This is a genomic window from Leptospira soteropolitanensis, assembly GCF_026151655.1.
Lineage (GTDB): Bacteria > Spirochaetota > Leptospiria > Leptospirales > Leptospiraceae > Leptospira_A > Leptospira_A soteropolitanensis.
Genome location: NZ_JAMQPN010000006.1, coordinates 39,547 through 62,373, shown reverse-complemented (window position 1 = coordinate 62,373; position 22,827 = coordinate 39,547). Strand labels below are relative to the sequence as shown.

Sequence of the window (22,827 nt, the reverse complement as noted above, 5' to 3'; positions counted from 1 at the left end):
CGTAAAGGCAGCTTTTTTTTTGTCTAAATGGTAGGATGATATGACTCGAGGATACACAAAACCAGTTACGGAAATTTCAGAAAAAGACTTTGAGGCATTGGTAACCCTTGCCCTAGAAGAGGATTTGCCTGCGGGTGACATCACCACAGATTCCTTATTTAAATCTAATGAAAAATGTAAGGCGGAGTTACTGGCAAAAGAAGAGGGAGTATTGTGCGGGCTTGCCGTAATACCTTGTCTCACTAGGAAAACCAATTCAAATGTAAAATGGAACCAAACACTTTCCGATGGCGCGGATCTTTCTAAAGGAACTGTCATTGGCACTTTAGAAGGCTCTCTTGTGGACGTGCTTAAGATGGAAAGAATTCTATTAAATTTTATACAATACCTATCTGGAATTGCGACAAACGCAAGTAAGGTGGCACGTGAGTTCCCCAATCTTCTAATTTTAGATACAAGAAAAACTTTACCAGGTTACAGAAAACTTGCTAAGTATGCAGTATATACTGGTGGGGGAGCAAACCACCGATTGAATTTATCCGAAATGGCAATGTTAAAAGACAATCACGTTGCAAAAGCCGGATCCATCCAATCGGCTGTACAAATTGTTCGAAATGCTAATCCAGGGAAAAAAATAGAACTGGAAATCGATGGCCTGTCTCAACTTAATGAAGCTATTGATTCAAAGCCTGATATCATTTTGTTAGATAATTTTTCCGATTCCGATACCGAAAAAGCTATTTCACTCATTAAAGAGAAATCACCTAAGATTCGCATTGAATGTTCTGGTGGGATAACTCCTGGAAAATTAAAATTTCTATCTAAGTTTGAAGATATTGGTGTGAGTATGGGTTATTTAACTCATACTGTAAAATTTTTAGATATAAGTTTGGACATTAAATAATGGGATTATACCAAGATATCAAAGATAAACAGGAGTTATTTGACGCAGTAGGGAAAAGGCTTGGGCCAGAGAAAGCTGTATTAATTGAAAAAGCATACCATATCGCCGATAAAATGCACGAAGGACAAAAACGTTTGTCGGGGGAACCTTATATCATTCATCCCATGAACGTTGCGTCCGTTTTAGATGAATTAGGTTTAGATGAGAGGGCCATTGCAGCGGGCCTTTTGCACGATGTTGTGGAAGACACAAGTTACACAAAAGAGGATATGGCTCGTGAGTTTGGTGAGGATATCGCTGCCCTTGTGGAAGGTGTAACTAAAATTTCGGAGATTAAATCCCAATCAAAAGAAACAGAAGCAGCTGAAAATATACGAAAGATGTTACTGGCAACCATTAAAGATGTGCGAGTGATGCTCATCAAACTTGCTGATAAAACTCATAATGTTCGTACTCTTAAGTTCCAACCAGAAGAAAAACAAAAAAGAATCGCGAAAGAAGTCCTGTCTCTTTATGCTCCAATTGCTGGCCGTTTGGGCGTTTATAAAGTAAAGTTTGAATTAGAAGATTTAGCATTTCAATCTTTACATCCAGAAGAATACCAAGAAATTAAAAAACGAGTCTCTGCAAAAAAATCAGAACGTGATGAATATATTGAAAAGATAAAAATCATTCTCAAACAAAGATTAGCTGAGATTAGTATTGATGCAAGAATCGAAGGTAGGGCAAAACACTTTTATTCGATCTACCGAAAGATGGTGACTAAGGAAAAATCATTCTCTGAGATTTTTGATCTACGTGCCGTTCGGATCATCACCAATGAAATTAAAGATTGTTATGGTGTTCTTGGAATTGTACATACTTTATGGACACCTATTCCTGGGAGGTTCAAAGATTATATCGCCACTCCGAAAACGAACCTATACCAATCTTTACACACAACAGTATTTGGTCCTGATGGTCGTCCAATGGAAGTGCAAATTCGAACCAAGGATATGAATGCCATTGCTGAAAATGGAGTAGCAGCTCACTGGGCATATAAAGAATCTACCAATCTTTCGAGAACATCCGTTATCTTACAGAATGGTGTAGAAAATGCCTTCCGTATGAAATGGTTGGAAATTTTGAAATCTTGGCAAGACCCAAGTCTTGATTCCAAAGAATTTATGGAGGAACTTCAATATGACCTCCATGAAGATGAAGTCTTTGTTTTTACTCCTAAAGGTGAAATTATTGAGATGCCAAAAGGTGCTACAGTATTAGATTATGCTTTCCGCATTCATACGGATGTTGGATTACACGCAAGAGGCGGCAAGGTCAATGGAAGGATGGTTACACTTCGTACGGAATTAAAGTCTGGGGATCAAGTAGAAATCATCACTGAAAAAAATTCGAAACCATCTCCTATTTGGTTAAGAATTGTGAAAACTTCTGGCGCCAGACAGAAGTTACGTGCTTATTTTCGAAAATTACAAGAAGATTCACAAAGAGAAACCATTGGTTCTGTTTTGGAAGCGCAGACACCTGCTATTGATGAAAACACAATTAAAGAAATCAAAAAAGTTAAGATTAAAAAGCCACATAAAACAAACCCACACCAAGAAGATTCCAAAGAATTCGGAATTTCTGTTGCGGGTTGGAATGATGTGCCAGTTCGAGTAGCATCTTGTTGTACGCCCATCCCTGGAGATGAAATCATTGGTTTTATTACAAGAGGTCGGGGTGTGAGTGTTCATAAAAAAGATTGTACAACTGCAAGTAAACAACTCGAGTGGATGAAAACAATCCCGGTTCGTTGGGAAGGTCCTGGGGAACCCATTCCAATTCAAATCGAAGTGCGTGCAAAAGACGTACAAGGTATCTACTTATCTATGGTAGAGTCAATTTCTAGTACTGAAACAAATATTTTAGAAGCAGGGGCTTCTTCGCATCCGAATGGAACTCTTACTGCCAAATTTATGTTAGAAGTAGATCACTTGGATCAACTCAAGGAAATTTTGGAAAATTTACGAATGATCCAAGGTGTAGTTTTTGCAGAAAGAGTTAAAAAATAAACCATTGCACCTGGTTGGGTTTTAATTTGAAATAAATTCCTTCCTCTGATTTTGTTTGTGGGTATTCGACACCTGCCACTAGATCAGTTAGGCTTTTTTGAAATTGGATTCCTTCTTGGAAGGGAATCCAACCTGAGACTTCCCTGTTGGATTCATTCCATAAGATTAGTTCTGTCTGATTTCCTGTTTCAATGGACCTGATAAAAATAGGAGAACCATTAAATTCTTTGTAATTTGGTTGGTAGGACAGGCTACTCGAATTTCTTTTAGAAATGGTTTCAAGTGCACGATTGTAAAAAGCTTCTGTCGTTGGATTTGATTGTTCTGGATCTGTTTGAATCATTTGGACGGGGATTTTTTTGTTCAAACCCAGATTTTGCCCTTCATGAAATAATAATATACATTCGGAGAAAGAAAGTAAACTAAAGTAAGCGTGCGAATTTTCACCAAACTGGTGTTTTGCTCTTTCTTCATCATGATTTTCTAGAAAACGTATTTTGATTTTCATTGCATTTTCTTTTAAACTTTGAGAGACAAAGTAGAATCGATTCTCTTTCAGAGCATCGTAAATAGATTTATCATATGTGGAATCAAAACCTAATCCGAGTAACCTATCTTCGGTTCCCCAATAGGCTTCCGCATAAAATTTGAAATTTGGATAGTCTTGTCTTACAGTATCAATGACTCGTTTCCAATCATATACAGATTTTTTTTCATGGGTTTTTTCAAATACATCAGGAATAAGTAACATTGCCATATCACAGCGAACACCATCAGAGACTTTTGCGATTTCCTTTAAAATTTGAATGTGCTTTTGTTCCACATCGGGATTTGAAAAATCCCATTGAACTGTATCTGTCCATCCATCAAAATAAGGGTCGCGGCCATGAACATAACGGTACCCATTCGGATGTAAAAATGAATTTTTTTCTGAGACCGATTCATTTGCGATAAGAAATAAATGGGGATTCGAATCAATGAGTGGGGAATCAATGGCCATATGGTTTGGAACAAAGTCTAAGATTAGTTTTTTATTCCATTCATGGATTTGCTTGTATACATTTGTTAGGTTGTCTTTGGAAGACACTAAAGGGTCAGGTGTGTAAGAATAAATAGCGTATGGTGAACCATAGACATCTTCAGCAAGGAGCGGGTATTTTACGGTTTGGAATCCTGGTTGGAGTTGTGGCATAGAACGGGCAATGGACTGAGATTTGGGGCTATTTTTCCAAACTCCCATAAGCCAAATTTCATCAGCCCATAAAAAAGGAAGGGAATTCTTTAAGGAAGGGAAAGCAGATTCGAGAGGTTCCTTCATTTTTGTACAAAAAAGCCTTGAGCCAATCTCGTACAAACGGATTTGATGGAAGTGATGTTTCATAACAAAGTTCAAATGTTCAAATACAGTTCCTCATTACGCAAGATAGTTTTGTTTAGTCTGACAGGACTTTTAACAATGGCTTTCCTCCTCCATTGTTCTGAAGAAGAAACAAAAGAGTCCATGTCCAAGGTAAATGACCTTCCTTGGGAAGGGGATATGGCTTCTGTTCCCAATGCCCTTCGTATGAAAAATCCTGTGGCTGATCCTAAGGCCAAAAAAGGGGGAAGGATTCGAGTTTATTCCCATCAGTTCCCGAAATCTTTGAATTATTATTTGGACCAGTTTACAACTACTGCAAGGATCTTCACTAGTTTGTATGAACCACTTACAGGATACCATCCTCTGACTTTGGAAACGATTCCTCATCTAGCAAGAGATTGGAAAATTTCTCCCGATAAAAAGAAATTTACGTTCTATTTAGATCCGAATGCACGTTGGTCGGATGGAAAACCTGTAACTGCCGATGATGTGATTTTTACTTACGATACAATTATGAATCCAAAAAATGGAACAGCAGTGTTTCGTGTTTCCTTATCACGATTCTTAAAACCAGTAAAGTTAGATGACTTAACAGTTGTCTTTGAAGCAAAGGAAGTTCATTGGAATAATTTTAATGATGTTGCCTCTTCTATTTTTATCTTACCGAAACATCATTTTGAAGGAAAAGATTTTAATAAAGAGAATATGGAATTCCCAATTGTATCGGGGCCTTATAAGATCACTGAGGTTAAAAAGAATCGTTATATTAAACTAGAAAGAAGAGGGGACTGGTGGCAAAGGGCTTATCCTTTTAACGAAGGTCGTAATAACTTTGATCAAATTGTTTATAAAGTTTATAACGAGGAGGCTGTTGCACTCCAAGCATTCAAAAAAGGCGATATCGACATTTATCCAGTTTATTCAGCATATGTTTGGGTTGAGGAAGCCAAAGGAGAACCATTTGATAAAAATTGGATCGCCAAACAAAGGGTTTTTAATTTAAAACCAATCGGATTCCAGGGTTGGGCCATGAACTCCAGGCGGGCCATCTTTTCTGATAAACGAGTGAGAGAAGCGATGAATCTACTTGTGGATCGTAAACTCATGATCGATAAACTTGCGTATGGTGAGTATGATCCAACTAATAGCTATTATCCTGATTTTTACTTAGGTGGCGAAAAAAATCCGAACCAACCTACAGAATTTAATATTGAAAAAGCTAGGAAACTTTTAACCGAAGCTGGTTGGAAGCCAAACGCCGAAGGGATTTTGGAAAAAGATGGGAGACCATTCCAATTTTCAATTTTAGATCGAGATAAAAAAACAGAAAAATATTTCACAGTATTTTTAGAGAAAGCAAAGGAAGTCGGAATCAGGGCATCCATTGATACTTTGGATTTGGCCGCTTGGAGTGAACGAGTAGATAAATACGACTTTGATATGACTTGGGCTGCATGGGGATCTGGTGTATTTAAAGATCCTGAATCACAGTGGCTTTCAAAATATGCAGATGAAGAGGGACAACCAAACTTACCTGGATTAAAAATTTCGGAAGTTGATAAACTCATTGAAAAACAGAAAACCGAATTTTCGGTTTCCAAACGAAATGAAATTTTAAAACAAATCGATCGCATAGTTTATAAAGAATACCCTTATGTTTTGTTATGGCATTTACCAAGTACTAGGCTTCTTTATTGGCAAAAATATGGAGTTCCTAATTTACCTTTGGGTAAGTATGGTGATGAAAGTTTTTCTTCAGACTATTGGTGGTATGATGAAGAAAAAGATAAAAGTTTATCAAATGCAGTTTCCCGAAAGGAAAAATTTACTGATTACGAATCCATTGTTCGCTGGAAGTAGAAATTAAGTATGTCTGAAAAAAAGGGCCCGATCAAAGGAATACGTGATCGGATATCCCAACTGTGGAACCAATATCCAAACTGGGGTAAAATCCCCCAGTTTTTGGAACTTTTGGAGAAAGGTCTCGACAAAGAATTGTTTGTCGATCCAGATAAAAAAGAAATCCCTATTCCCATTGAGGACCTTCCCGTTGATGAAGTTTTACGAAAGTCTGGTTTCTTTCGTAATTTTTATGAAAAACTTTTTCCGGTATCACATGTTTTCCGAATCACCTATCGTTATGATCGTGAATTTTTAGATAACTTTATGCCTTTGTCTCAGGACGGTTACATTGGTCGTGGTTCTTATAAATTTGTTTATAAACTCCCTTGGAATCAAGTTGTAAAAATAGGAAAATCAAAGTTACCTTCTGATGCGATCTTTGGATCCCTGTTTAAAGAAGTTGGTAAAGACCTCTCTAGGTTTTTGAAGCCCGAGGAGGTGGAGTTACAAAACTTTTTAAAAAAACAAACCTCGCGTGATTCCAAAAAAGATGAAATCGATTTTAAATTCAAACGTTTGGGATTAGAAAGATTACACTATTGGAAATTAAAGTCTCTTATCCCCGATTTAGTAGTACCTACCCGTTTTTTTATGGGGATGCGGATCAGAAATAACCCATTTGGAATCCCCAACGTCACTCTAACACCTTGCGACCAACAGCCGTTACTTGCTGGTAAACATCTTAAAGAATTCACTATTCGAAATGAAAAGTTAGATCAAAATCCGATTATGGGAAAACTTTTTCCCAAGTGGAAATTAAACTTTGACTCTCACAGGTTTGGTGTAATTTCAAAATCAAAACTTAAAAAAATTGCTGTGGACTTCAATCGAGTGATTGAGGTTACCAAATATTTGGCTGAAGAAGAAAAATTAATTTTTGATATACATGCGGAAAATATCATCATTACATTGCCAGACTTTGAGTTAAAAATTTTTGATTTTCACGTTTTTGATGATTATTTATATGAACCGTCGGAGGAGAATCCAACCCCAGAGATGGATCACATTCAAATCATTGAAGAATTTATTAAATCATTTGAGTTGGATTAATCCATGTTAATGTTTAAACGGAATTTTTTTCCTTTTTATTTACTTTCCTTACTTTTTATTTTTTTTGCATTTTACCAAAGTTATAAATGGAAATGGATCTGTGATGACGCTTATATTAGTTTTGTTTATGCGAGAAATTTGTATGAGGGGTCAGGGTTTGTTTTTAATTTAGGAGAAAGAGTAGAGGGTTATACAAATTTCCTTTGGACTCTTATGCTTTCCATAGGTTTTTTCTTAAAACTAGAACCACAATTCCTTTCTCTATTTTTAGGGATTTTCTTTTATTTGATGACACTTCTTATTTTCTTTTATGAAGAAAATAAAATTTCTTTTGGAAAAATCTATCCGCTCCTTCTTGTACATTTATCTTTATTCTTTCATTTTTATATCTTTGCAACTTCCGGGTTAGAGACTTCTCTTTTTACATTTTTAGTCTGTTCCGGGTTTTTATTATGGGAAAAGGAAAATGACTTTCTTTTTTTAGTTTTTTTCTTTTCGGCTCTCGTTCGCCCCGAAGGAACACTTTTTTTATCCATAGCTTCCCTTGATTGGCTCTTTCGAAAGAGGAGTTGGAAACCAGTTTTATTTGGTTTTTTGTTTTTTGGATTTTTGTGTTTTCGTTTTCTTTATTATGATGATTTCCTTCCGAATACTTTTTATGCAAAAGGAAATAAGGGCGCTTATTTTTCTCAAGGGTTTTATTATCTTCTTTATTTCTTAAAGTCGTATCCACTTTATTTTTTGGTATTGGTATTAGCTGGGATTCAAATTTATAAAACCTTTTTGAAACGAAAAGAATGTCGATACCTACTTTCTTCACTTGTTTTATACATTTTTTATGTTTTGTATGTGGGTGGTGATTTTATGGGAATTCGATTCTGGATTCCTATTTTACCGTATCTATCTTACTTGGCGTTTCGCCAAATTCACCAATGGGACATGAATTCTCAAATTGAATCTCAAAAGAATTCGTTATTTTTGCGATTATATACAAAGAACCAAATTATTGTGGCTTTTTTATTTATTTTATCTGCGGCAGTGCATGCAGATCCTTTAAAAATACAAGGAACACGGATACCTGATTGGCATGGAATTGTCGAAGAACGAATGTTTTATGAGGATCATTTGATTCGGACAGGTGGTTATGATACAGGTGTACTTTCGGATTTCCGTGTTGCCTTCTTTGGTGCGCAGGCACATTTTATTTATTATTTAAGACCTTCTTTTGCATTTGAAGCGGAATCAGGTTTAACTGATAGAGAGTTTGCGAAGAAAAAAGTTTCCATAAGAGGTAGAATTGGTCATGAAGGTGAGTTAAACCAAAGTGATCTAGAAGCTCGTAATATAGAAATTTTATTAGATAATCGACTTCCAGGAAAGACATTGCCATATATTCAATACACTTGGAGAAACATTCCTATCCGTTTTTATGTTAGGGTTTTTGATCCAAAAAAATTTCAAACCCTATGTGTTCGTGACGATTGGAATTGCGATTACCTCTATCAACAATTCAGTTTGAATCATTGGGATATAAACAAAGTGAGAGTTTTTTAAAAATTAAAATGGAATTGATTCAAGAAATCTCGACAGTTTATGGAAATATTAAGTATGGAACTGCTGGCAAACAATCACTTGTTTGTTTACAAAATGATTTTTCCTCCTTCCCGAAAACAGCGGATGTTTGGAAAGTATATACAGAGAAATGGATTAAAAGAGAGCGAATTAGTAATTTAGATAATTTTGTAATCCTAAACCAAGTGCATGGTGATTCCATCCATCAAGTAATGTTAGAAACAAGTGGTGATGCTGCTAGTTCTAATCTCATTTGGGAAGGTGACGGATTATATACTGAATTACCCAATCGATTGCTAGTTGTGCGCACGGCGGACTGTGTTCCTGTTTTTTTGTATTCTAGTAAACGTCCGTTGGTTGCGATAATCCATTCTGGTTGGAAGGGAGCTAGTCTTAGTATCACAGAACGAATGATTGAAAAGGTAATTGAAATGGGTTTTTCACAGGAGGAACTTCATATGGAAATTGGCCCTTATATCCAAGGTTCTGATTATGAAGTTGGATCCGATGTAGCCAATTTTTTTTCTCATTTAGGGGAAGAGGTATGTTTTCCTAAAGGAAAGGATAAGTTTTTATTAGATGTGGGACTTGCGATTGAGAAAAGAGTAAAAGAAAAATTCCAAAGGTTAGGCGGAGTGGAAAATTCCCATACGAATGTTTATGGTAGCCCTCTTTACTTTAGCCATAGAGCCAAAGAAGAAGGCCGCAATTTAAACTTTATACTTTGGGAATCTTAAGTAAGGTTTCTTTGATTTTTTCTAAGATCTTTTCTCGTTTGATCGGTTTGACAATATAATCCATCGCCCCATTTTCAAGAAGTGCTTTGATTACGGAAGGTGTGTTTTCTTCGGAGATAAAAAGAATTCTTGGAAGAACTCCCATTTCTTTCATATCCCAAAAAGCAGCGTATCCATCTACCTCAGGTAAAAAAATCTCAATGGTGACAAGATCAATCTGTTGGCGATTGTCTTTGTACATTTGCAAAAGTTCTTTACCCGTTTCGGCAACTCCAATGATTTTGAAACCTTCCGATTCCAAAATTTGTTGGAGCTGTTTGGATTGGAATTTGGAATTCTCAGCAATGAGAATTTGGTAAGGTCTGCCTGTCGGTCCGATGCCAGTTTGCATAATAGTTCTTCCGTAGTTTAGCCAAGTGCCTTTTCGATTTCAACACCAATTTCTTTTGTACCGAGGACGGATGTCCCTTCTTCGGCAATATCTCTTGTGCGAAAACCCTTCTTTAGAACCGTTCGAATGGCGTTTTCGATGGCCACTGCTTCGGTTTCCAATCCAAAAGAGTATCGTAACATGAGGGCTCCAGAAAGGATTTGTGCAATGGGGTTTGCGATTCCTTTGCCTGCAATGTCAGGAGCGGAGCCACCGGATGGTTCATAAAGTCCAAAACCAGATTCAGAAAGGGAAGCAGAAGGTAACATCCCAATGGATCCTGTGATGATGGATGCTTCATCAGAGAGAATGTCTCCGAACATATTTTCGCAGAGCATCACATCAAATTGTTTTGGTTTTACGATGAGCTGCATCGCAGCATTATCAACATAAAGGTGTTCCAAAACACAATCGGAGTATTCGGCCTTATGAAGGGCAACTACAACTTCTCTCCAAAGGACTGATGTCGTTAAAACGTTTGCTTTATCAATGCTCGTTACTTTTTTATTTCGTTTTCTTGCTGCATCAAAGGCAGTACGAGCGATGCGTTCGATCTCACGACGAGAATACCTCATGGTATCATAGGCAAATTCTTCTGGCCCACTGCCTTCTCTGCCTTTTGGTTTTCCAAAGTAGATCCCAGAAGTTAATTCTCTGAGAATTAAGATGTCTAATCCATCGCCGATGATGTCGCCACGGATGGGACTTGCTTTTTTAAGTTCGGGATAGATGATTGCGGGTCTAAGGTTTGCAAATAAATCAAAATGTTTTCGGAGTGGGAGGAGTGCTCCGCGTTCTGGTTGTCTGTCTGGAGGAAGTGTTTCCCACTTAGGTCCACCCACAGATCCAAAAAAGATAGCACTGGATGATTCACAAAGTTTTAGGGTTTCATCGGGAAGAGGAAATCCAGTGGCATCAATGGCTGCACCACCAACTAATGCGAGTTCAAAGGTAAATTCGGAAGATTTGTTTCCTAATGCTTTTTTGACCACTGATAGGGCCACTTCCATTACTTCTGGTCCAATTCCGTCGCCGGCAAGTACTGCTACTTTTTTCATTTCATATCCTTTAATACTGATTCTAAAATATCCAATCCTTCTGTTGCCTTTTCAATGCTTAAGATGAGTGGAGGTATAATTCTAATGACATTCCCTGCTGTACTATTCACAACAAGTCCACGTTTCAAACATTCTTCCACAACTGGTCTCGATTCGGAATACAATTCCACACCAATGTGTAAACCACGTCCTCGCACTTGTTTGATTTTTCCGGTTGATTCCATTATGGTTTTTAACCTTGCGAACATTTGTTCCGAGATGGTAGAAACATGGTCAAGTAGGTTACGTGATAAAATGATTTTGAATGTTTCGTATGCTGCCACACAGGCCAAATGGTTTCCACCAAAAGTCGATCCATGCATCCCACGCTCTAAAACCGTTTCGTATTCTTTGGCAACCACAAGGGCACCAATCGGAAATCCTGATCCAAGTGCTTTGGCAAGAGTAAAAGCATCTGGATACATTCCGTAATGTTCAAAACAAAACATCTTTCCTGTTCTACCCATTCCTGTTTGGATTTCATCGAAGACGAGAAGGGAACCCGTTTCTTCTGTGAGTTTGCGAGCTAAGTTTACAAACGATTGGCTAAGGGGAATGACTCCACCTTCCCCAATGATGAGTTCCATAATGATTCCGGCAATGGAATCTCCGTATTGTTCGAAGGCCTGGATAAGAGAGTCTTCGTTATTGGCTTCTACAAAGTAAACATCAGAGGCAAGTTCGCCAAATCCAGAACGAACGGATTCGTTTCCTGTCATGGTCATAGCCGAAAGAGTTCTACCGTGAAAACTGGAGTGAAGTGCAAGGATCACGGGTTTATCTATATTTTTTTTCACACCATGTCGACGCATGAGTTTGAAGGCAGCTTCGTTTGCTTCTGTTCCTGAGTTACATAAAAAAACTTTTCCAGGGATACTATTTTCAATAATGACTTCAGCAAGTTTTGCCTGTTCTTCCGAATAATAGAGGTTCGACGAATGGAGGATTTTATCCATTTGGTTTCGCATGGCTTCAATTAAATCCGCCTCTCCGTGACCCAAGTTTGATACAGCAATTCCTGCTAAAAAGTCAATATATCCTTTGTTGTCTTGGTCGAAAATCATCTCTCCCACACCATATTCAAAGGCAACCGGATAACGGTTGTATGTGTTTAGGAGATACTTGTCCGAAAGTTTTTTGATTTCTTCAAATTTGGTTTTGGTATTGTTGCTCATTTAAGACCTGTTAGTTGTAAAAATTCTATTTCTGCCCTAGAGATTTCTTTTCCGAGAGAATCCCAAAGTCCGGAAATTTCTGATTGTTTTTTCGGTTTTTTTAAAGAAGCAAAGGAAGAATACACTTTTACCTTTGGTTCTGTTCCTGAAGGGCGAATGGTTAGTTTGGCATTTCCTTCTAATTCCACTTGGATGACATTGGATTTTGGCATTCCTTTGAAGACAGAAGCTTTTGCTTTCCCATCGGCTTTTTGAGTTTCGTAATCGAGAACTCCGACAACTTTTCGTCCTCCAATGGTTTTTCCAATTAAGTTTTCCGATCGCAATGTCTCGATGGATTTTTTAATTTTGTCTTGGCCAGAACTTCCTTCTAAGGTTAGTGAATACAAACTTTCACGATACAATCCGTATTTTAAATAAATAGTATCCAAGTAGGAAAGGAGGTCACCTTTTTCTGCAAGGATCTCTACAAAAAGTAGGGCACTCGAAAGCGAGTCTTTGTCCCGAACAAATGGTACGGGTAAATATCCATAAGATTCTTCACCACCAAACAAGAAAATATTGTTCTTCTTGTTTTCGATTTGTTTCATCTCTTCTGCAATGTATTTAAAACCAGTGAGTACGTTTTTGATTTTGATTCCGTTTTTTTTCGCAATCGCTTCTTGTAAGTCCGTAGTCACAATGGTTTTTACCAAATGGTAGGTTTTGGTTTTAGATTTTTTCCTTTCTGAAAGATAAGCTGCCATAATGGAACCAATTTGGTTTCCATTTAGGTATTCATATTCTCCGTCCGGACGACGAACTCCCACACCGAGCCGATCAGCATCGGGATCAGTGGCAATAAAGATGGCAGCTTTTTTCTTTTTGGCATGAAACTCACATAAGGCGAGAGCTTCTTTTTCCTCTGGATTTGGATATTTTACCGTTGGAAATTCACCATCTGGTTTTTTTTGTTCAGGAACCAAAAATACGGATTTGTATCCAAAGAAATTTAACATCTCTTTCATATAATCTCCACCAGTTCCATGTAACGGTGAATAGACGATTCCAAGACCATTTCTTGTTTTGGGTTTGACTGAAGAAAGAATGCCTGCTTGTTTTAATTCCTTTAAATATGTTTTGAAAACAATTGGTCCTACAGGTTTTACGAACTTTTTATATTCTTTATCTGTTTTTTTGACAAGAGGGATGGTGGACCAATCATGAATTCCACTGATCCTTCCTATGATGAGAGAATCATCGGGGGGAACTAGTTGTCCTCCATCCGCAAGATAGGCTTTGAATCCATTGTATTCAGGTGGGTTATGGGAAGCAGTGATAACAATCCCACCACTTGCTTTGTAATAACGGATGGCATAAGAGAGAAGAGGTGTAGGAGTCACTTTAGGAAAAATATAAACTTTTACTCCCAGTTTAGCACCAATGCCTGCAGATAGTTCTGCAAATTCTTTGGAAAGCCTTCTTGAATCATAAGCAATGACTATGGATGGATCTTTTTGAGTATCTCTTAAATAACTGATAAAACCAAGGGCAGCTCGACCTACAGTATATAGGTTCATCTTGCCGATTCCATTTCCGATTTTCCCGCGAATTCCCCCAGTTCCAAATGTAAGTGGGACAGCATAGGAATCAACGAGTTCGGAGCTCATCCCAAGCTTCCAATCTTCGTAAGCCTTTTTGGCTTCATTCTGGATTTCCGATGAAAAAGGTGATTTCGTCCAAGATAGGATATTGTCTTCTGGTTTCAACATAGCTTACATACTAGTCTTTTGAAGCTAAGTAGTCTGGAAATCAATTTTGGAACCTAGAGAATTTTTCATAGAAGACAGGTTGGAACGTTTTCGCCTAAAAGCATTTTGCAATTTAGGAGAGAGTGGGCTTGGGTTTTTTCGTTTAGAAGAAGTGCTAAGGATGGCGGGCATTGCCTTTTCCGACCTTCAAGACCTTCCTATGAACGATGCACCGAACCAAGGTTCCCTGGAGCTGCGCTCTGCCATTGCCAATCTTTATCCTGGAGTAACGCCAGACCAGGTCCTCGTCACGACAGGTACTGGTGAGGCCTTGTACTTAGCATTTCATATCATGCTACAACCCAAAACCAAGGTGGCTCTGATTTGGCCCGCCTTCCAAGCTCTCTATGAAATTCCAAAAATGCTAGGAGCCGAAATCATCCAAGTTCCTCATGAATCTGGATTCCACGCATCCACTTGGAAAGATATTGATGCAGATTTATATATTCTCAATCATCCCCACAATCCCACAGGAAAAACATTTTCGGAAAGGGAATGGAATACACTTCTCACTTGGTTTCGGGAAAAAAACAAAAAAGTCCTTTTCGATGAACACTACCGGTTTTTACCGGGGGAGGGATTGCTTGGAAGGACGGGTGTGGATCCAAATCATTTTTTTTACGGGACGGGTTCCTTTACCAAATGTTTTGGAGTCACAGGGCTTAGGGTAGGATGGCTTGTGGCAGAAGAATCTTTTTTACAAAGGGCACGTTCTTTTAAAGACTACTTAACTCATACGGTATCCCCCTTATCCGAACGAATTGCACTAGGGCTTTTGAAAAATAAAGAATCCTTTTTACCTGCTATCCAGTCGCGTGTGAGAAACAATATCGTTAGGTTTACCTCTCTTTGGAGGGAACTTCCTAAGACCAAATCATTTACCGCACCGGAGGGGGGACTTGTGGGTTGGCTTGGATTAGAATCTGGGATTTCTTCAGAAGAATATGCAGATCGACTTTTTGAAAAAACAGGTGTTTTTGTTTTGCCTGGATCTAATTTTGAAGAAGAAGGTTTCCTTCGGATTGGTTTTGGGGAAACAGAAGAGCGGATGGCAGAAGGCCTAAAGCGATGGAGAGAATGTTCGGATCTCATTTAAAGTCTAGCCTCCAATTGTTTCCAGGCATTGGAGAAAAAAAAGAGAAACAACTGTTTGGTGTTGGAGTATATGATTGGGAATCTCTCATCCATTACCAAAAACAAAAAAATGATCCTCTTCTTCCTTCTGTTTCTATTTTATGGGAACGTTTCAGTGAATTGGAACATCAATTGTCTGAAGCCAATTTTTCATTTTTTACAAATGAACTTCCAAGTATTGAATATTGGAGGCTTTGGCAAAACTTCCCGGAAAGATTTTGTTTTTTAGACATTGAAACAACAGGGATCTCTGTTTCTTCAGTGACTACGGTTGTGAGTCTTTACCAAGACAAAAAAATGTCCACCTTTGAAAGAGGAAAAGATTTAGAATTCCTTTTTGATTCCATCTCACCCGAAGACATCCTTGTGACCTACAATGGAAAAAGATTTGATATCCCTTTTTTGGAAAAAGAATTCCATTTCCGAGTGAAAAATCCCCAACTTGATTTGATGAATCTTCTGCATTCGATCGGAATCAAAGGAGGATTAAAAAAATCCGAAGTGTTACTGGGTCTTGTTCGACCGGAAGAAATTGCTGGAATGGATGGAAGAGAGGCTCCTCTATTATGGTTTGAGTACCAAAGAACGAATAACAAAGAAGCTTTGGAGAAACTAATCGCTTATAATAGAGAAGATACTAAAAACTTAGAAATTGTCTTAGAAAAAACAATTACTCGCCTAACAGAAAATCGATTGTTTTAGTGTGGCCCGTACATATACTCTCTAAGTATACTCATCTCTGCTTGGGTCCTTGTTAGTTTTGTTTTGACAGCATCTCCAATGGAGATAAGACCAATGATTTTATCACCATCAAGCACAGGCATATGACGAAACCGTTTGGTGATCATATTATTTAAAATATCATCCACATCTTCATCAGGTCCTGCCACGGTGAGTTGTGTGGTCATTACATCTTTTAATTTGATTTTGTCTAGGTTGGCATGGTCTTTGGCAACCACTCGCATCAAATCTCGTTCCGTAAAGATTCCTACCAGTTTTCCTTGGAAGGTAACAATTAGAGATCCTACTTTCGCACCCACCATCATTTGAGTGGCTTCCAATACATTTCTATCTTCTTCGATGGAAAGAACAGAGGACGCTTTGTCTTTTAGAATATCTTTTACGGACATGCCTCAAGGTTTATAGGAATTCTAACTAGATAGCAAGAAATTTTTAAAATGGTAGGGGAAGTGAAACGGGTTTTTGGAGCGTATCGGGATCGAACCGATGACCTTCTGAATGCAAATCAGATGCTCTCCCAGCTGAGCTAACGCCCCGTTTCTTTATGGGCCTGACAAGACTTGAACTTGTGACCCCTCGCTTATCAAGCGAGTGCTCTAACCAACTGAGCTACAGGCCCGGGATACGAACAGTATTTTTCGAGAGGGGTCTATGGGCAATCTTTTTTTGAGATTATTTTAAGAAAGAAATCTAGAAAATTTAGAGTGAAATTTCTAAAATAAGATCATCTAACAAGAGTAATGCCTGTGGATTCCATTGAAAGATTTCGTTCTCAAGTGTACATAGACCTTTTTTTTCCCAACCTTCAATGGTTTTTAAATACTTAGATTTTGATTTTGTATCCAAATAGGTTTCAATAAAATCCAAATACCGAAAAGGAGAAAAGAGCCGAAATAGTGTTAGGCTAAGCTCTGTAGAAGGATCGATCTTTTCATATTTAGCCGATGTTTCTTTTTTTTGGTAGAGTCCCGCATTTCTCGGATTGCCATACCTATGTCCATCAATCATTCCATGAGCACCGGGACCAATGCCTAAATAGGGTTCATAAGTCCAATACTTCAAATTGTGTAAGGACTCAAATCCTGGTTTGGCATAATTGGAGACTTCATACCAAAGGTATCCATTTTCTTTTAGTAAATTTGGTAACTGGGTAAGGATTTCGGATTGGAGGTTTTCTTCTGGTTCCTGCTTTTTTTGATTCGAAACATCACGAGAATACTGGGTTCCTTTTTCTAAAGTTAAGGAATACAAACTCAAATGAGGGAGTCCTACCTTTAAAAAGAGAGAGAGGTCTGAAAAAAAAGATTCTTTCGAAACACCAGGAATTCCATACATCAAATCGATTCCCACTCTTTGGATGGGAGAATGGGAGAGGATCTCCACAAGAGAGTGGTAACGATCTTCGTCATAATGGCGACCTAAGAATTCGAGTCCTTTTTTTTCTAAAGTTTGGACTCCCACATTCACTCGGTTGATACCGATGGAATGGTATTCGGAAAGAAGTTCTGAACTTAAGTCCTCAGGATTTACTTCAATGGATATCTCAGGTTTGTCTGAGAAGGAAAACTCAGAACGTAAAAAATCTAAAAGTTTTTTCCAATGTTCGGGAGATGCTTTGGAAGGAGTTCCTCCTCCAAAAAAAACAGTATCGATGGTGCGTTTTTTAATTTCAGGAAAATGTAGGATCCTATCTGTGATTTCTTTTTGGTAGGACTTAAATAGCGACTTTTCATCGTTAGCTGGTGCTGCCCCAATCCCTTCTGAATAAAAATCACAATAATCGCATTTTTTTAAACAATAGGGGAAGTGGACATAGACTCCCAAATAAGAATTTCGGACTTGCCAGATGGTTTGTTTCTCTAATATTTCCATGAGTATGAAAAGAATGGTATCCGCTCTAATGATTTGGGGATTCGCTACCATTCCGATCCTTTCACAGACGCTCGTAGAACCAAATCAAAAGTTTGTTTGGGAGACATTTTCTTTTGTCTTTCCAGAACCTGTGGTGGTAAAAATTGAATCTACAGCTAGTAAAAAACTTACCGTTTATCCAGCGAAACGAGATGGTTTTTTTATGGTAGTGCGAACTCTTCCTTGGAATGAACCAATGGTGGAAAAGGTTCTTTGGAAAGAATCTGTATTTACGAGGGGAATCGAACCAAAAGAGACCCAAAAGACAGTAGGGAATCTAAGCTTCCAAGTTTTTCAGGCCGACCAAATTCGTAACCAAAACGCCCTTCACAACCAAGTTTGGATAGGTTTGGAAACGAAACCTGCATTGTGGATCTGGCTTCAGTGGAAGAAAGATCGCAAAGATCTCACTGAATTCTTTGAATCCAACCTGTTTCTTTCGCTTTAACGTCTATTCTTTTGTTTTATGCTTGTCTCTACTTATTTCCCCGAAAGATTGGAAGTCAGTGGGGCCTATAGCTCAGTTGGTTAGAGCAGCAGACTCATAATCTGCGGGTCGAAGGTTCGAGCCCTTCTGGGCCCACAAAATAGGAAAGGTAGCGATATTCTATGGAGTTTTATGAAGTAAAAATCTCTGATATCAGCCTGACCAATGTGGGTTTTGCTGTATTCCTACGACCAAAAGATTCGGAAGACAAACGTGTGGTTCCCATCTTTATCGGTCCTCTCGAGACCCATTCCATCACCACTGTAATCGATGGAACGAAACCCCCAAGACCTATGACACATGATCTAATGTTGTATATGCTGACTTCTCTTGGAGCCACAGTTCTTAAAATCACCATAGAAGAAATCATCGATAGCACTTTTTATGCTAAAATCCAACTTCGTAAAGATGAAGAAATCATCACTTTGGATGCAAGGCCTTCTGATTCGATTGCCCTTGCCTTAAGAGCCAACGCTCCTATCTATATCGCTAAATCTGTGTTAGATGAAACTGGAATTATCATGAAAGAAGATGAGATCCAAGGAGAGAGTATTTCTTCTGAGAAAAAAATCCAAGCTCTGCCAAAATCAAATCTTCAAATTCTAGAAGAAACCTTGGAAAACGCTTTAAAAACAGAAGATTACGAAACTGCCGCAAAAATCCGGGATCAAATCAAGAAACTCATCGAAAATAGTTAAAGCGAGTCATTCTCTTAACTATGTCACATAGAAAATCCGTACATTCGAATTTTTTAATTGTAATCCCATATCAATTTTCCTAAACTTAGAATCCAAAAATAGGGGTCTATCCCCTTTATAGGGAAGTTGTATGGAAAAATTAGTTATGGATGTTGTGAATGCTGGAATTGCTCTCTTTCGTTCCGGTGAAGAAAAGTTAAAAACTGCTGTAGTCGATTTAGAGAAAGTTTATAATGATCTAAAATCAAAAGGGGAATTGGACAAATCTGCAGAGTCTCAAAAAATTCGTGATCTTTTAAGCAAAACGATTGCTGATGCGCAAGGTGCCATTGGGAAAACAAATGCAAGTTACGATGAAGTTCTTGCGAAACTTCAGGCTAATTATCAATCCATTTACCAACAAATTGATACAGCAATCCCTCCTCAAGTAAAAGAAAAATTGAAACAAACGTTAGATGAATTAAAAGTCTTAATTGATAAAGCAAAATCAAGATAGTTTTTTAATTTTAGTTCGTAAAATTTAAGAAATAGCCACAGAGTTTTCTGTGGCTTTTTTTATTTGTGCTTGGAGATTAGTCTAGATGAGTACGTCCCCAAAACGAATCAAATTCATACTTTTCCTAATCGTTTTTACAGACATGATGGGTTTTTCCCTACTGTTTCCCTTATTCCCTAAAACCTTAGAATTTTTCTTATCCAAAGGTGATGACAGTTTGTTCAGAATGTTCTATTCTGCCGCAAACCATTTGTCTTTTGGCGGAGATACAAAATACACCTTCGTATTGTTTGGTGGAATTTTGGGAAGTATTTACAGCTTTTTACAGTTTATCGCTGCCCCGGTTTGGGGAAGACTTTCTGACCATTCGGGACGGCGGGCCATTTTACTTTTTACGACTCTTGGTAATACTGTTGGATATTTACTCTGGTTGTTTTCTTCTGAGTTTTGGATGTTTGTTCTCAGCCGTGTGATTACGGGAATGATGGGGGGAAATTTGTCCGTTGCATCGGCGGCGATGGCAGACCAAACAGATGAAAAATCAAGGGCCGCTGGGATGGGGTTTCTTGGGGCCGGGATCGGTCTTGGGTTTGTGATGGGTCCACTCCTGGGAGGGATAAGTTCACAGTGGAATTTTTTGGATTCCTTTTATCAAGAAGGAAGTGTGGTCGTGTTTCCTGCCTCAGCCTTATTTGCGATTCTTGTCTCGCTTCTTACTGTTATTTTAGTGTTTGCTTTTTTACCAAAAACCAAACCAGAACTTGTCCCAGAAAAAGAGATCCATCCATTTTTATCGTTAAGGAAAATCGAATCCAGGAATTTGGTTCGAATCTCCTTACTCAATTTACTCTTTGTTCTTAGTTTTTCTGGATTTGAATTTGTTGTGAATTTTTTCCTCTCTGATACCTTTCAGTTTTCCCCAAAAGAGATAGGATTTACTTTTTTATATATCGGAATGATCATCATCTTTGTGCAAGGTGGTGTGGTGCGTCGTTTGTCTGGAAAAATTTCTGAAAAAAGAATTTCTCTTTATGGAGCTTTTCTTGTTGTGATGGGAATGGGACTTCTTGTTTCCATTGGAACCCATTTTACAGGATTATTTGTTTCCTTATTCTTTTTAGCATTTGGAAGTGCACTCGTCAATCCAGGTTTATCTTCTTTTGCATCGCTTGAGAGTGGAAAGGGTGATTTAGGAAGATCACTCGGACTCTTTCGAAGTTTTGGATCCCTCGGAAGAGCCGTGTCACCAGTCGTCTTTTCTTTGTTATACTTTCAAAAAGGACCTAGTTTCGCTTTTTTTGTATCCTTTGTCCTTCTTGTTGGATTTGGATTTTTACTGTTTACGCAAAAAGAAAAAACGGCCTAAAGAAAAGATTCTAACTTCGCACGAAGCATGGGAAACATCAGTTTCTCATCCAACTTCTCTCCTGTAAGGGAAGTGCGAAGTAAAAAACTATCGCGAATTTTTCCGTCAAAACTATTAGCTGTAAAACTAATGATATCAATGCCTAAATGAAAAAGTGATTCCGTAATTTGAAATAAAATCCCAGGAATGTCTTTCATACGTAAATCCATAACGGTGAAATCAGATGAGATAGGGTTATAAAGTTTGAGACTAGCTTCGGAATCTCCAATCTTACGCACCAAAACTTCTTCTTTTGCATTCTCCCGTAAGTACATTGCGACAGTTTTCCCTTCGTAAAACAAAGAGTAGAGATCAGTTCTGATTTTTGACAAAAGTTCTTCTGTCATTTCGCCCCCATCCCAACTCCGAATCACAAATAAATCTTGGACATGTCCGTCACTTGCGGTTTCTGCCACCGCCTCTAAAATATCCCAACCGTGATTGTACAAGACAGAGGTGACTCGGTAGAGGATTCCTAAATCATCTTGGGAAAGAGAAATTTTTAGCAGGGTTGTATCTTTTCTTGGGACACAAGAAACATGTAGGATGGGTTTTTTGATTTCTTGCATAGTTGTAGCCATAGAATTCTCCCTTTGGTTCAGCGTTTTGCTTAGAAAATGAACAATCAGTGTTTGGAAAACCCCGCACTGTTTCTAAAATAGCTGTATACTAAAGAATTTGCAAAAATGGTGCCAACTGCTAACTACTAGAAGGTAAATTTTGCTCCAAACATTACGGATTGAACGTTTTGGGCAACGATTGCCTCCAAGGTGAGTTTGGTGATCAGGGCATTAATTTCAATTCCCGCAATGAGAAAGTTAGTTGTGTTCGGTGCTTGTGCCTTCCCACTTAAATCCATAGTGAGTGTCCCCGATTTCGTTTGGCCCAGTGCTGATGCGGGAATTTGGGCGGCAATCTCTGGAGAAAGGGAAGCAGAAACGGCATTGGAATCAAGGGCTAAATTGATCGGGCCTGTTCGTGATAAATTTAAGTTTGAGCTTCCAAAGTTCATGGAAGTTCCGACACCTGCAAATAATGTGAAGAAATAAAACATACGAAAGCCCGTTCGAATGTCTAGAGGAACACTTGTGACTGTGCTCGAATAGTTGAATTTTGTGGCCCCTCCCCATGTTCCAATGGCAGGACCAAGAGTTAATGTTTGTGTTTTATTATCGTTATACGTTAAGTCGATCACTTGTCTTTGGTAGTGGAGTCCAAGGCCCATCGAAATTCCTGAAAACTCGAATAGTCCAATTCCATCGGAATAATTTTCAATGATATGAAAACGTAAAGTAAAACCACCAGAGGTAATGTCACCACCGAGCTCCACGTTTTTGTTTTGTGATTCCAGAGCTTTTTGCACGTCACCTTGCGCAAAATTAAATTTGAATCCATGTAGATATAAATTGAAACGATGTAAAAAAGTTTTTAATTCGGGTTCCGTATCGGAAGGTCCTCCCCCCATTAACCAACCGAGATTGATCGCCACAATAAAGTTAGGTGCAAGTGCTGCTCCCACATTTGGAAGTTTTTGGAAACTGAGGCTTTGGTAGGCTACGTTGATATCTTCTTTTTTTTGACCAGCGATAGACAATCCGGCTCCCACCTGGAAACGATTCACAATTCCTGGACCCATTAGCGACGAGTTAATATTGGATACAACAGCAGCTTCTGACATCGTCGCTAGAACTTTGTCTGTGTATTGGAATTGTAGGGCTTGGTCCACGCTATTGAGCTGACTTTGAATGGTTGTTGGCAGAATTCCACAGGCATCTCCCGTACATGTCACCTTAGCATGGACAAATCCATTTGGGACAAATACCAAACTAAATGTGAGGAAAAGGATACCTATGCGTAATTTCATGTCGCCCCTAGTATACCAAA

The 22,827-nt window shown here is 38.3% G+C and carries 21 protein-coding genes and 3 tRNA genes; 13 read left to right on the top strand and 11 right to left on the bottom strand.

The genetic code is table 11. The features are described 5' to 3' along the window. Positions 1–40 precede the first annotated feature (40 nt). Both nadC and ND811_RS13275 read left to right on the top strand, forming a co-directional pair. Complete coding sequence (nadC, locus tag ND811_RS13280) at positions 41–904, top strand: carboxylating nicotinate-nucleotide diphosphorylase (protein ID WP_265352615.1); 864 nt, start codon at positions 41–43, stop codon at positions 902–904. Then, a complete protein-coding gene (locus ND811_RS13275; protein WP_265352616.1) occupies positions 904–2,958 on the top strand; it encodes a RelA/SpoT family protein in 2,055 nt (684 codons plus the stop codon). Before nadC ends, ND811_RS13275 begins: the two co-directional genes overlap by 1 nt. Here ND811_RS13275 and ND811_RS13270 read toward each other — a convergent pair. Next, positions 2,948–4,276, bottom strand: a complete 1,329-nt coding sequence (locus ND811_RS13270; protein ID WP_265352617.1) for an alpha-amylase family protein — start codon at positions 4,274–4,276, stop codon at positions 2,948–2,950. The two genes, ND811_RS13275 and ND811_RS13270, sit on opposite strands and share 11 nt — an antisense overlap. A gap of 54 nt (positions 4,277–4,330) precedes the next feature. Here ND811_RS13270 and ND811_RS13265 point away from each other — a divergent pair, with 54 nt between their 5' ends. The 4 genes from ND811_RS13265 to ND811_RS13250 are packed head-to-tail and all read left to right on the top strand — an operon-like array spanning position 4,331 to position 9,579. Next, positions 4,331–6,178 (top strand): extracellular solute-binding protein, encoded by a 1,848-nt coding sequence (locus tag ND811_RS13265; RefSeq protein ID WP_265352618.1) that lies wholly within the window; start codon positions 4,331–4,333, stop codon positions 6,176–6,178. A 9-nt stretch (positions 6,179–6,187) separates the two neighbouring features. Further along, a complete protein-coding gene (locus tag ND811_RS13260) occupies positions 6,188–7,270 on the top strand; it encodes a hypothetical protein (RefSeq protein ID WP_265352619.1) in 1,083 nt (360 codons plus the stop codon). Positions 7,271–7,273: 3 nt separating this feature from the next. After that, positions 7,274–8,824, top strand: a complete 1,551-nt coding sequence (locus ND811_RS13255) for a hypothetical protein (protein WP_265352620.1) — start codon at positions 7,274–7,276, stop codon at positions 8,822–8,824. Between the two features lie 8 nt (positions 8,825–8,832). Next, positions 8,833–9,579 (top strand): purine nucleoside phosphorylase YfiH/LACC1 family protein, encoded by a 747-nt coding sequence (locus ND811_RS13250; protein ID WP_265352621.1) that lies wholly within the window; start codon positions 8,833–8,835, stop codon positions 9,577–9,579. Here the strand turns inward: ND811_RS13250 and ND811_RS13245 are convergent. The 4 genes from ND811_RS13245 to ND811_RS13230 are packed head-to-tail and all read right to left on the bottom strand — an operon-like array spanning position 9,560 to position 14,032. After that, positions 9,560–9,970 (bottom strand): response regulator, encoded by a 411-nt coding sequence (locus ND811_RS13245; RefSeq protein ID WP_004785265.1) that lies wholly within the window; start codon positions 9,968–9,970, stop codon positions 9,560–9,562. The genes ND811_RS13250 and ND811_RS13245 overlap by 20 nt on opposite strands. A 17-nt stretch (positions 9,971–9,987) precedes the next feature. Further along, positions 9,988–11,067 carry a 3-isopropylmalate dehydrogenase gene (gene leuB / locus ND811_RS13240; RefSeq protein ID WP_265352622.1) on the bottom strand — a complete coding sequence of 360 codons (1,080 nt, stop codon included), beginning with the start codon at positions 11,065–11,067 and terminating at the stop codon, positions 9,988–9,990. After that, positions 11,064–12,281, bottom strand: coding sequence for an aspartate aminotransferase family protein (locus ND811_RS13235; protein WP_265352623.1), 1,218 nt, complete (start codon positions 12,279–12,281; stop codon positions 11,064–11,066). The genes leuB and ND811_RS13235 overlap by 4 nt, the downstream gene beginning before the upstream one ends. Then, positions 12,278–14,032, bottom strand: a complete 1,755-nt coding sequence (locus ND811_RS13230) for a phospho-sugar mutase (protein WP_265352624.1) — start codon at positions 14,030–14,032, stop codon at positions 12,278–12,280. Before ND811_RS13230 ends, ND811_RS13235 begins: the two co-directional genes overlap by 4 nt. 46 nt (positions 14,033–14,078) lie before the next feature. Here ND811_RS13230 and ND811_RS13225 point away from each other — a divergent pair, with 46 nt between their 5' ends. Both ND811_RS13225 and ND811_RS13220 read left to right on the top strand, forming a co-directional pair. After that, entirely contained in the window at positions 14,079–15,167 is a 1,089-nt protein-coding gene (locus tag ND811_RS13225; protein WP_265352625.1) for a pyridoxal phosphate-dependent aminotransferase, read from the top strand. Further along, positions 15,149–15,907 (top strand): ribonuclease H-like domain-containing protein, encoded by a 759-nt coding sequence (locus ND811_RS13220; protein ID WP_265352626.1) that lies wholly within the window; start codon positions 15,149–15,151, stop codon positions 15,905–15,907. Before ND811_RS13225 ends, ND811_RS13220 begins: the two co-directional genes overlap by 19 nt. Here ND811_RS13220 and ND811_RS13215 read toward each other — a convergent pair. The 4 genes from ND811_RS13215 to hemW all read right to left on the bottom strand — a co-directional run bounded on the left by ND811_RS13215 (position 15,904) and on the right by hemW (position 17,818). After that, positions 15,904–16,335, bottom strand: a complete 432-nt coding sequence (locus tag ND811_RS13215; protein WP_004786810.1) for a CBS domain-containing protein — start codon at positions 16,333–16,335, stop codon at positions 15,904–15,906. The two genes, ND811_RS13220 and ND811_RS13215, sit on opposite strands and share 4 nt — an antisense overlap. A gap of 74 nt (positions 16,336–16,409) precedes the next feature. Continuing rightward, positions 16,410–16,482 (bottom strand) — tRNA-Ala (locus ND811_RS13210). A gap of 9 nt (positions 16,483–16,491) precedes the next feature. Continuing rightward, positions 16,492–16,565, bottom strand: a tRNA-Ile gene (locus tag ND811_RS13205). 80 nt (positions 16,566–16,645) lie between these two features. Further along, entirely contained in the window at positions 16,646–17,818 is a 1,173-nt protein-coding gene (gene hemW / locus ND811_RS13200; protein ID WP_265368946.1) for a radical SAM family heme chaperone HemW, read from the bottom strand. A gap of 4 nt (positions 17,819–17,822) precedes the next feature. On the opposite strand from hemW, the gene ND811_RS13195 reads away from it, so the two are divergent. The 5 genes from ND811_RS13195 (at position 17,823) to ND811_RS13175 (ending at position 20,904) form a co-directional block, all read left to right on the top strand. Next, positions 17,823–18,305: a hypothetical protein gene (locus ND811_RS13195; protein ID WP_322113715.1), complete on the top strand. Its 483-nt coding sequence runs from the start codon at positions 17,823–17,825 to the stop codon at positions 18,303–18,305. A 61-nt stretch (positions 18,306–18,366) separates the two neighbouring features. Further along, positions 18,367–18,440 (top strand) — tRNA-Ile (locus tag ND811_RS13190). A gap of 26 nt (positions 18,441–18,466) precedes the next feature. Next, complete coding sequence (locus tag ND811_RS13185; protein WP_004786440.1) at positions 18,467–19,042, top strand: bifunctional nuclease family protein; 576 nt, start codon at positions 18,467–18,469, stop codon at positions 19,040–19,042. 130 nt (positions 19,043–19,172) lie between these two features. Then, the gene (locus ND811_RS13180; RefSeq protein ID WP_265352629.1) at positions 19,173–19,538 is read left to right on the top strand and encodes a phasin-related domain-containing protein; all 366 of its coding nucleotides are present in this window, start codon (positions 19,173–19,175) and stop codon (positions 19,536–19,538) included. A gap of 85 nt (positions 19,539–19,623) precedes the next feature. Beyond that, entirely contained in the window at positions 19,624–20,904 is a 1,281-nt protein-coding gene (locus tag ND811_RS13175) for an MFS transporter (protein ID WP_265352630.1), read from the top strand. On the opposite strand, the gene ND811_RS13170 is transcribed toward ND811_RS13175, so the two are convergent. Both ND811_RS13170 and ND811_RS13165 read right to left on the bottom strand, forming a co-directional pair. Beyond that, positions 20,901–21,524, bottom strand: a complete 624-nt coding sequence (locus ND811_RS13170) for an ACT domain-containing protein (RefSeq protein ID WP_135746154.1) — start codon at positions 21,522–21,524, stop codon at positions 20,901–20,903. The two genes, ND811_RS13175 and ND811_RS13170, sit on opposite strands and share 4 nt — an antisense overlap. Before the next feature lie 125 nt (positions 21,525–21,649). Beyond that, positions 21,650–22,807, bottom strand: a complete 1,158-nt coding sequence (locus ND811_RS13165; RefSeq protein WP_265352631.1) for an Lsa36 family surface (lipo)protein — start codon at positions 22,805–22,807, stop codon at positions 21,650–21,652. Between the last annotated feature and the right edge of the window lie 20 nt (positions 22,808–22,827).

Excerpts from the sequence above, each read along its gene's own strand:
- nadC (WP_265352615.1), top strand. The coding sequence starts at position 41 with ATGACTCGAGGATACACAAAACCAGTTACGGAAATTTCAGAAAAAGAC.
- ND811_RS13275 (WP_265352616.1), top strand. The coding sequence starts at position 904 with ATGGGATTATACCAAGATATCAAAGATAAACAGGAGTTATTTGACGCA.
- ND811_RS13270 (WP_265352617.1), bottom strand. The coding sequence starts at position 4,276 with ATGAAGGAACCTCTCGAATCTGCTTTCCCTTCCTTAAAGAATTCCCTT.
- ND811_RS13265 (WP_265352618.1), top strand. The coding sequence starts at position 4,331 with ATGTTTCATAACAAAGTTCAAATGTTCAAATACAGTTCCTCATTACGC.
- ND811_RS13260 (WP_265352619.1), top strand. The coding sequence starts at position 6,188 with ATGTCTGAAAAAAAGGGCCCGATCAAAGGAATACGTGATCGGATATCC.
- ND811_RS13255 (WP_265352620.1), top strand. The coding sequence starts at position 7,274 with ATGTTAATGTTTAAACGGAATTTTTTTCCTTTTTATTTACTTTCCTTA.
- ND811_RS13250 (WP_265352621.1), top strand. The coding sequence starts at position 8,833 with ATGGAATTGATTCAAGAAATCTCGACAGTTTATGGAAATATTAAGTAT.
- ND811_RS13245 (WP_004785265.1), bottom strand. The coding sequence starts at position 9,970 with ATGCAAACTGGCATCGGACCGACAGGCAGACCTTACCAAATTCTCATT.
- leuB (WP_265352622.1), bottom strand. The coding sequence starts at position 11,067 with ATGAAAAAAGTAGCAGTACTTGCCGGCGACGGAATTGGACCAGAAGTA.
- ND811_RS13235 (WP_265352623.1), bottom strand. The coding sequence starts at position 12,281 with ATGAGCAACAATACCAAAACCAAATTTGAAGAAATCAAAAAACTTTCG.
- ND811_RS13230 (WP_265352624.1), bottom strand. The coding sequence starts at position 14,032 with ATGTTGAAACCAGAAGACAATATCCTATCTTGGACGAAATCACCTTTT.
- ND811_RS13220 (WP_265352626.1), top strand. The coding sequence starts at position 15,149 with ATGTTCGGATCTCATTTAAAGTCTAGCCTCCAATTGTTTCCAGGCATT.
- ND811_RS13215 (WP_004786810.1), bottom strand. The coding sequence starts at position 16,335 with ATGTCCGTAAAAGATATTCTAAAAGACAAAGCGTCCTCTGTTCTTTCC.
- hemW (WP_265368946.1), bottom strand. The coding sequence starts at position 17,818 with ATGGAAATATTAGAGAAACAAACCATCTGGCAAGTCCGAAATTCTTAT.
- ND811_RS13195 (WP_322113715.1), top strand. The coding sequence starts at position 17,823 with ATGAAAAGAATGGTATCCGCTCTAATGATTTGGGGATTCGCTACCATT.
- ND811_RS13185 (WP_004786440.1), top strand. The coding sequence starts at position 18,467 with ATGGAGTTTTATGAAGTAAAAATCTCTGATATCAGCCTGACCAATGTG.
- ND811_RS13180 (WP_265352629.1), top strand. The coding sequence starts at position 19,173 with ATGGAAAAATTAGTTATGGATGTTGTGAATGCTGGAATTGCTCTCTTT.
- ND811_RS13175 (WP_265352630.1), top strand. The coding sequence starts at position 19,624 with ATGAGTACGTCCCCAAAACGAATCAAATTCATACTTTTCCTAATCGTT.
- ND811_RS13170 (WP_135746154.1), bottom strand. The coding sequence starts at position 21,524 with ATGGCTACAACTATGCAAGAAATCAAAAAACCCATCCTACATGTTTCT.
- ND811_RS13165 (WP_265352631.1), bottom strand. The coding sequence starts at position 22,807 with ATGAAATTACGCATAGGTATCCTTTTCCTCACATTTAGTTTGGTATTT.